Annotated in this window: 8 protein-coding genes and 1 tRNA gene; 4 read left to right on the top strand and 5 right to left on the bottom strand. The window is 57.1% G+C overall.

Translation table 11 applies throughout. The features are described from left to right. Nucleotides 1-6: 6 nt before the first annotated feature. Complete coding sequence (locus tag VGE80_RS01215; protein ID WP_440591379.1) at nucleotides 7-1,323, top strand: DUF1552 domain-containing protein; 1,317 nt, start codon at nucleotides 7-9, stop codon at nucleotides 1,321-1,323. A gap of 281 nt (nucleotides 1,324-1,604) precedes the next feature. On the opposite strand, the gene tig is transcribed toward VGE80_RS01215, so the two are convergent. Further along, complete coding sequence (tig, locus tag VGE80_RS01210; protein WP_373650095.1) at nucleotides 1,605-3,074, bottom strand: trigger factor; 1,470 nt, start codon at nucleotides 3,072-3,074, stop codon at nucleotides 1,605-1,607. A gap of 32 nt (nucleotides 3,075-3,106) precedes the next feature. Next, nucleotides 3,107-3,179, bottom strand: a tRNA-Gly gene (locus VGE80_RS01205). 221 nt (nucleotides 3,180-3,400) lie between these two features. On the opposite strand from VGE80_RS01205, the gene VGE80_RS01200 reads away from it, so the two are divergent. Both VGE80_RS01200 and cmk read left to right on the top strand, forming a co-directional pair. Beyond that, nucleotides 3,401-3,796, top strand: a complete 396-nt coding sequence (locus VGE80_RS01200; RefSeq protein ID WP_373650094.1) for a glyoxalase superfamily protein — start codon at nucleotides 3,401-3,403, stop codon at nucleotides 3,794-3,796. A gap of 191 nt (nucleotides 3,797-3,987) precedes the next feature. After that, nucleotides 3,988-4,650: a (d)CMP kinase gene (cmk, locus tag VGE80_RS01195; protein WP_373650093.1), complete on the top strand. Its 663-nt coding sequence runs from the start codon at nucleotides 3,988-3,990 to the stop codon at nucleotides 4,648-4,650. Between the two features lie 46 nt (nucleotides 4,651-4,696). Here the strand turns inward: cmk and VGE80_RS01190 are convergent, their stop codons facing one another. The 3 genes from VGE80_RS01190 to hemE form a co-directional block, all read right to left on the bottom strand. Then, the gene (locus VGE80_RS01190) at nucleotides 4,697-5,107 is read right to left on the bottom strand and encodes a thiol-disulfide oxidoreductase DCC family protein (RefSeq protein ID WP_440591378.1); all 411 of its coding nucleotides are present in this window, start codon (nucleotides 5,105-5,107) and stop codon (nucleotides 4,697-4,699) included. A 279-nt stretch (nucleotides 5,108-5,386) separates the two neighbouring features. Beyond that, nucleotides 5,387-6,943, bottom strand: coding sequence for a protoporphyrinogen oxidase (hemG, locus tag VGE80_RS01185; protein ID WP_440591377.1), 1,557 nt, complete (start codon nucleotides 6,941-6,943; stop codon nucleotides 5,387-5,389). Next, the gene (gene hemE, locus VGE80_RS01180; RefSeq protein WP_440591376.1) at nucleotides 6,927-8,042 is read right to left on the bottom strand and encodes a uroporphyrinogen decarboxylase; all 1,116 of its coding nucleotides are present in this window, start codon (nucleotides 8,040-8,042) and stop codon (nucleotides 6,927-6,929) included. Before hemE ends, hemG begins: the two co-directional genes overlap by 17 nt. Before the next feature lie 182 nt (nucleotides 8,043-8,224). Here hemE and VGE80_RS01175 point away from each other — a divergent pair. Beyond that, a partial coding sequence (locus VGE80_RS01175; protein WP_440591375.1) for a hypothetical protein occupies nucleotides 8,225-8,502 on the top strand: 278 nt, incomplete at its 3' end.

Raw genomic sequence — 8,502 nt, 5'->3', positions numbered from 1 at the left:
GACAGCATCCGGGTTAATCGACGGACAGTTCTTCGCGGTGTCGGAGTGGCGATGTCACTCCCCTGGCTCGAATCCCTTCCGGTCTGGGGCGATGATTCGGTCACCGGCGAACAACGATCGGAGCATCCGCGACGATTCGCGGCCCTGTTCATGGGAAACGGCATCAATGCAGAGCACTGGTGGGCGAAAGGGGCCGGGGACCAGATGGAACTCAGCCGAAGCCTGGAACCGCTCGCGCCACTGAAATCCAAAATCAATGTCATCAATGGCCTGTTTAACAAAGAAGCGACTGGTGTCGGAATCCATCCGGGCCAGACAGGTAATATCCTCTCTGGTGCCCCACTGCAGAAAGGAGCCGTACTGCGAGGGGGGATCAGCCTGGATCAGGTGCTGGCACTGCGCTTCAACGACGATACGCCGCAGTCCAGCCTGGTCCTGGGATGTGAGCAACCCATTACGGGCTATCATGAAACCAATTTCTCGATGGCTTACAGCTCACACATCTCATGGCACGACGCGAATTCTCCCGTCCCGATGGAGGTCTACCCGTCACTCGCGTTCGACAGTCTGTTCGACAATCAGGGCAGCAAACGGACAAAAAGCATTCTCGATCGCGTCAAAGACCACGCCTCTCACCTCAGCCGGCGCATCAGCCATTCCGATCAGGTGAAACTGACAGAATATCTCAGCAGTGTCCGTGAAGTTGAAAAACAGGTTGAGAAAGTTCGGTCCGTAAAAAACCAGGCGGAAGCCGCAGCGAAGAACGCGGCCCGGCAAATGAACCTGATGAAGCGCCCTGAAAACGGACTGCCCGAAGACATTCGCGATCATATGCGGCTGATGTGCGACATCATCGCACTCGCTTTCCAGACCGATAAAACCCGCGTCGCCACACTTCTGCTTTGTCGAGATCTTTCGGGGCTCTTTTATCCCTTCCTCGACGTTCGCCTCGCCCATCACCCCGCGTCGCATGATGATCTATCCGATGCCTATGAACGAGTCTCACGTTACTACGTTTCGCAGCTCGCGTATCTTGCATCTCGACTCGAAGCCATGCCGGAAGGGAACGGGACCGTCCTCGACCACTCCTGCCTGATGTTCATTTCCAATATGTGGTCCGGGAGCCAGCACGATTCTTCCAAGGTGCCTCTACTGCTCGCAGGGGGACTGGGAGGAACCATCGCGACCGGGCGAGTCCTCGACTACGGCCATCAGGATGATCAGCATCGCAAGCTCTGCAGTTTGTACCTTTCCCTGCTGAACTACGCGGGTGTGGAAGCGTCGCAATTCGGCGATGCTGACGCGCCACTCAAGAATTTTTAGCCCACGACTCCAGTCGCAATTTCAGACCGCCCACATTCACTCTTCCAGCCGAGCGCACCAGGCCCGGGACGCAAAGTCGAACAGCCAACCGCGCGCTCGCAATACCAACCTGAATCACCACACGTTGCCGCCGAGCGAACCACCTTCCATCGCATACCCAATCGCGCCCTCTGCTACTCGCCGTGCGATCACTCGATCGGAATAACGAAAAAAGCCTCCCGAAAACTCGGAAGGCTTTTTTCATTATTCATTCAACCCGGTGACAGGTTGCAATTCAACAATCACTCTTCGCCGTCTTCTTCTTCATCCTTCGGATTCACGGCAACAGCCGAGTTGCCGCAGACCGAGATAGAGAGAGCCTGAATATCGTCGTCGTTGCTCGGAGGAACAGCAACGTCTTCGTAAACAGCGGACTTCAGCAGAACATCGACAGCCTTACGCTCGCGAATCTGAGCTTCGAGGTTCTCGATGACGCCGGTCTTGACCAGACGAGAACGAACCCGTCGAGCGGTTTCGCCACGCTGAATGGCCATCAACTGAATTTCGGTTTCGAGATCGGCAGGAGTGACTTCGATCTTTTCGGTCTCGGCGATCTTGTCGAGGACGAAGTGCTCTTTCAGAGCCTGACGAGTCGACGTCACAGCGTTCTGTCGCAGTTGATTTTCCCGCGCCATAATCTGCTGTGTTGTGAAGCCAGCCTGTTCCATCTCAAGAATTTCGCGCCGCAGGGCGTTCTCAGTCTGCTTGCGGACAAGCATCTCTGGAAGATCCCATGTGGCCGATTCGGTGATTTTTTCGATGACCTGTCGGCGAACCGATTGTCTCTGTTCGTAGACAACCTGACGTTCGAGCATCCCCAGGATTTCGGCGCGAAGAGCGGCCAGATCGGCATAGCCCACTCGTTCGAAGAATGCAGCGTTCAGTTCAGGCAGCTTGACTCGCTGAACTTCGCCAACGGTGATGACGACATCCAGAGTCTCACCACGCATTTCGACTTGTTCGGCTTCCTGAGAAATCGTGACTTGCGTCTTCTTCTCATCACCAGCGACAGCACCTGCCATCAGCTTGTCGAAATCTTTCAGTTCTGCATCACGGAAGCGAATGGTTGGCTTCAGCTGCAATTCGACCGAAGAAATCTTGCGGAACGGCTGACCATCTTTCGTGAACTCGACTGCAGCGACGACAACGTCATTCGCTTCGGCAGCACCTTCATGAGTTTCGTAGACAGCGTACTGGCTGAGATAGCGATTCAGATAGACGTCGACATCGGCATCGCCTACTTCACGAACATGCCGCTGGATGACCAGGCCTTCGTACTTGGGCAACTCGAAATCAGGACGAACTTCGACATCGAATTCGTATTCGAAGTCACCTTCTTCGGGGATGACCAGACTATCAACGTCAAAGCTGGGCTCGTTGATGGGATCGAGCGTGTTCTCTTCAGCAAGCTGCTCGAGACTCTGCATCAAGATCCGCTGACGAACGCTGTTCGCGATATCTTCGCGAAATCGCTTTGCGGCGAGACTGGCAGGGACGCGACCCTTACGAAAACCGGGAACCGCCACGGTCTTGACGACTTCTTCCAGCGCTTCGCCAGAGAAATGGTCGATGTCGGAACGAGGTACAGTGACTCGAACATGCTTGCGGCAAGGGCCGATGTTCTGAATGTCTACCTTCAGGGAGAGCCTGTACTTCAGGTCCTCAGTCGCTTCCGAGACTGGGTCCGCGACGGGGGATTCGGCTTCACTCACAAATGACGTCCTTTATGGAAGAAACGAGAGAGAGCGGGTGATGGGACTCGAACCCACGACAACCACGTTGGCAACGTGGTACTCTACCAACTGAGTTACACCCGCTTATTTCGGCCCGACCATAAAGCCGGGAGGGAATTATCCAACTTCAAGCCGTCTCGTCAAGCGAACAGGTCACTCTCTGCCAAAGATCCTGCGTTCAAGAAGGAAATTCCAAATTGAAGCTGCAGATTGCACCTCTGGAGGATGCGAATCGGTTTCCCTGAGCCGGAACTATAATGATTTCATTTTGGATTGGCTACTGAACCACAAGGAATCTTTCTCAAATGAATGCGCCGAAACTCCTTAAAGGGATCGTCGTCCTCCCGGTGTCTCATCTTACGATTGCCCGTGAGTGGTATTCGCACACTTTGGGGTTCGAAGCCGTATATCTGCACACTGATCCGGTCGAAAATCCCGAAGGGAATTATGCCATCCTTCGCCGGGATTCCGCCGAAGTACATCTGATTCTCGACGAAGGGCCACACGAACATCCCTGGCAGATCGCTGGCACCGGCTACCTCTTCCTGAAAGTCGACGGAATCGACGCGATTTATGAGCAGGCAATTCAATCGAAGACCCGAATCACCTGCGAGATTCGCCGGGAAGACTGGGGTGAGCGTGCCTTCCAGTTGACTGACCCGAGCGGAAATCGCATTCGCGTTTGCGAACATCGATTGTGACAACCCGTGAGAGCGAGATCGACTGGAGAATCGCACCGAAATTGGACGCCACTCAAATTCATCCGCCTTGATGTCCTCAGCGCCGCCGCAATGTTACGATGGGAGTTCGTATTTCGCTCGACCGACATTGCTCACAGGCGTGACGGTTGTCGCGAAACGAGCTCCATGGACCATGTTTCTGGTGTGAACGAATGATAGTGACGATCGATGGTCCAGCGGGTACCGGAAAGAGCACCGTGGCGAGAACGCTCGCGGACCGGTTAGGCTTTGAATTCCTCAATACCGGAGCCATGTACCGGACCGTCGCTTACGCCTGCCTGAAGAAGCAACTCCCTCTCGACGACGAACAAGCCGTCGCTGATGAAACGCTGCGACTGAAGATTACTTTCGCAAACAACCGGGTACTGCTCGGCGATCAGGACGTGACCGACGCGATCCGACAGCAGGAAGTCACCCAATCAGCTTCAATCGTCGCCGCTCACCCCGCCGTACGCAGCCGTCTGGTGGATCTGCAGCGGAAGATCGCCCATGGGATTAATCTCGTCACCGAAGGACGCGATCAGGGGACGATCGTTTTCCCGAACGCCGACTGCAAGTTCTTCCTGACCGCCTCGCCCGAGGAGCGAGCCCGCCGGCGCCTGAGGGAACTCGAAGAAAAGGGTGAGCAAGTCTCACTCGAAGAACTGCTGGAGCAACAGTCCCTCCGCGACTATCGCGACGAGACTCGCGCGTGCTCGCCGCTGCAGCCCGCCCCGAACGCGATCATCATCGACACCACAGATATGACGATTGCCCACGTCACCGGCCGCCTGGAACAAATCGTGGCAGCAGCCTCAGCCAACTCGAGCCGCTAGGAACAGACATTGCTTTAACGGCCTGGCCACGACGCGTGACTACCGGTCAAGGCTTCGTCGCCGTGTCGATGCGACAACTTCCACCCTGACACCGCCCCGTCAGTCGCAGTCGATTGCGTGCAAACAGTGTGTAACCCAGATCGAGTAACTGGGAAATTAACGGTAGTCGCGTGAGCGTCACGGCGGGCCCAAACCCGACGGCCTGATAGAGGCGTCGAAACACTTCGACCCCCTCAATCCACTTTCCATCGGGCAACCGGCCCTGGATCCGCGCCATCAGATCGTCCTGTGTCTTCCCCAGATCTTCCGCTCGAAAATCCGGGGCATCAATGTCTGTAAAGCGAATCTTTCCCCTACGGTCCCAGCGGCGCAGAAGAGCGATCTCCCTCACGCACAGCGGGCAGCCACCGTCATAAAAGACTTCGACTTCAAACGGCGTCGTATTGGTATCTGACACACCACACCTCCCATCGAATCGATAGTGCCGGCGTAACTCTCCAGGTCTGCAGGATTCCGGCTGAAACGGTCTCTGAATCTGCCCAGGAGCCCACCTCACTCCATGAACCGCAGTCCCCTCAGGCAATTAACCGAGGTACGCAAAAGCCTATCCCACCCACTGGCCATTGCCGAGAGAAATCCGGACAGAGTCTGATCAGGCTGCTCGAGAGCCAAATAACATGGACTTGTGGAGGGACTTCGTCGCTGCCTGAATTTTCAGGCAGGAAAAAGCCGCCTCTTACCGCGTCGACCAGACGCGCTCGGCCGCCTGTTCGCCACTTGCAATCGCATCCGGGACCCCCACACCGTGGCACGTGATCCCTGCAAGAGCTAGACCTGTGTGGCGATGCTCCCATTTTTCGATTCGCGTAACCTGCTCCAGATGCCCGACGTGATATTGCGGCATCGCCTGCCGGTAACGAACCACTCTCATAAAATCAGGCTGCCCGTGAACGCCAAGCATCTCTGCCAACTCTTCACGAACGATTTCGATGATTCGCTCATCGGAGTTTTCAAGAATTTCGGGCTGCAGCGCTCCGCCGACAAACGTCCGCAACAGCACATGCCCCGCAGGCGCCCGCTCCGGAAACTTGCGACTTGAGAACGAGACAGCGAGGACTCGCCGACCTTCCCGGTGGGGAATCACCAGACCGAATGCGTGCAGTGGATCGCGGATGTCAGACAGGCGATGCCCGGAGACGACGATTGCGCTGGACGCGTATTCAATTCCCGACAGGGCTTCGCTCAATTCGGCATCCAGCGAGGAAACCAATTGCGAGGTTCGAGAAGCCGACGCGGCGATGACCAGCCCCGAAAATGTTTCCGCAGATCCATCCGCCAGCGTAATACGATACCGCGCGGCATCAGGTACATCCGCATGATCCACGCCCGCCGAACACTCAGTGATGCTCCGGATTTCGCTTTGCAGACGAACATCGCAACGCGAGCGCACCTTCGCTCCTAAGGCGTCGACGAGATCCTCCATCCCCCCTTTGAGTCCTGCGAACAACCCGTACCGGGCCCCACTGGACGTATCCGTGGCAGCGGCGGAGGGACGATCCGAAGCAGGGGACCGCTTCCCGGACCTGGCTCGGGCCTTGGACTTTTGAAACAGCGAGGCACGAATCAGACTGCCGTAGTCACGTTCCATTTCAAGAAAGCGGGGCATCGTCGCCGCGAGACTCAGACGCGTTGGATCGGCGGTGTAAATCCCCCCCACCAGCGGCTGTATCAGTCGTTCGAGTGCCTCGCGCCCAAACCGGCGAAGCACGAAACTGGAAAGACTTTCATCTTCGATCCCTCGCGGTTCGCCACCTTGCTGGCTACCCGCTTGAGTCGACATGCCCCCCTGGCGGCGGGGGAGGAACCATTCTGACAGCAGCCGTACTTTCCCCCAAACCGAGAAGAGCGGGGAGGTGACAACAGGCCAGATGGCTGTGGGACTCAATAACTGAAACCCCTCCGGAATGGGCACAGGCCGCCCGTCGAACAGAACCAGCGCTCCGCGGAATCGCGTGTCGGTGGAAACGAGTCGATCTTCCATCCCCAGTCGACGACACAGGCTGACGGCCGCGGGCTTGTTCGTCAGGAACGAATCCGCTCCGAGATCCACCAGATAGTCACCGATACGTTCAGTCCCAACGAGTCCCCCCAGTCGGGAACCCGCTTCAAACAGCGTGACCGAGATCTCGTCTCGCGATTCGCCCGCAAGTTCACAAAGGCGGTGTGCGGCCGACAGACCAGCCAGCCCGCCCCCGATGACGGCGATTCGCCGCGGTTTATCGTGAGCCTGCATGACGCCCCATCTCGTGCACCATTTCCACCAGAGCCTTCACGCTCTCAGGAGGAACTTCGGGAAAGACACCGTGTCCCAAATTGAAGATGTGACCGGGACGACCACCCGTCGCGTCGAGAACATCTTTTGCCCGGCGACGTAGCGTCGGCAGATCGGCCATCAATGACACCGGATCAAGGTTTCCCTGCACTGCAACATCGTGCCCCACCGTCTTCCATCCGTCCGCCAGATTCACTCTCCAGTCGAGACCGATCACCTGCCCGCCTGCCTCACGCAACAGCGGCAGCAGCGCCGGATTTCCCGTCAGGAAATTGATCACCGGAACACCGGGCTTGATCCCCTGGATCACCTGACGCGTATAAGGCAGCACATAGGTCCGGTAATCGTCCGGCGACAGGCAGCCTGCCCAACTATCAAACAACTGGACCGCCTGGCATCCCGCGTCGATCTGTGCGTTGATGTACCGAACGAGACTGCGTGCCAGGCGCTGCATCAGCGTCCGCCAGGCTCCTTCATCGGTGTACATCAGGGATTTGGTCCGGATGTAATTCTTCGAGCCGCCCCCTTCGATGGCGTACGAAGCCAGGGTAAACGGAGCACCAGCAAACCCCAGCAACGGAATGTCTGCGGGGAGATCCCGACGAATCAGCTTCACCGCATCGAAAACGAACTGCATCGAACCGACATCTTCAAGTTCGCGAAATCGATCAACCTCGCTGGCCGTGACGATGGGGTTATGGATGACAGGGCCTTCCCCTTTGGCATATTCCAGATCAATTCCCATGGGTTCCAGCATGGGCAGCAGATCGGCGAACAGAATTGCCGCATCGACACCCAGCACCCGCTGAGCGGTCAGAGTCACTTCGGCGGCGAGTTCGGGCGACTTGCAAAGCTCGATGAACGTCACTTTGCTGCGAACCGACATATATTCGGGAAGGTACCGACCTGCCTGGCGCATGATCCAGATCGGGGTGGTATCCGTGACCTCACGTCGTGCGGCTTTGAGGAATCGGCTGTTCTGCAAGGCGGGGGTCAGCATGGTGTCTCCGGTCGATGTATGCCCGATCTGTAAGCGTCGACGAGCAAGAACGAGGGCCATCGGCCTGCATTCTCGATTCGGATGAGGGTCAGCGGGATGCGACTTCGTGCGAATCCGTCCGAGTTCGTTCTGGCCCGCCCTGAACTTGCGTCAGCACCTGCCGGTGAACGCTTACTCCGGGATTGTAGCGCGGCCGATTCCCGCTGGGAACCGAGGACGCCGTCGATTAATATCCAAGGATCATGATTCTTTTCATTCGCATCGACGCCACGACCTTACCCGCCCTGATTTTTGGAGCGGCTCTGGTTGTTTTGGCAGCACTACTGGGCCTGTTTGTCTGGCGCGCTCGTCGAACACTGGAACAGGACGGGGACGTTGATGCTCGGACGAAGCTGCATGCCAACCGCCAGATGAGGCGACGCCTGCAGATAAGTATCATGCTGGCCGTCATCGGCATCGTGATCGCCGTGGGAGACCAGATGGATCAGCTCTTTGTGCAGCGTCCGCATTTGTTTTTTGT

Source organism: Schlesneria sp. (assembly GCF_036405755.1).
GTDB classification, from domain to species: Bacteria; Planctomycetota; Planctomycetia; order Planctomycetales; family Planctomycetaceae; genus Schlesneria; species Schlesneria sphaerica.
This window is presented reverse-complemented; position numbering and strand designations above follow the sequence as displayed.

What these genes read in the sequence shown, in the direction of transcription:
- hemG (WP_440591377.1), bottom strand. Translation starts at nt 6,943, where the DNA reads ATGCAGGCTCACGATAAACCGCGGCGAATCGCCGTCATCGGGGGCGGG.
- hemE (WP_440591376.1), bottom strand. Translation starts at nt 8,042, where the DNA reads ATGGCCCTCGTTCTTGCTCGTCGACGCTTACAGATCGGGCATACATCG.
- cmk (WP_373650093.1), top strand. Translation starts at nt 3,988, where the DNA reads ATGATAGTGACGATCGATGGTCCAGCGGGTACCGGAAAGAGCACCGTG.
- VGE80_RS01200 (WP_373650094.1), top strand. Translation starts at nt 3,401, where the DNA reads ATGAATGCGCCGAAACTCCTTAAAGGGATCGTCGTCCTCCCGGTGTCT.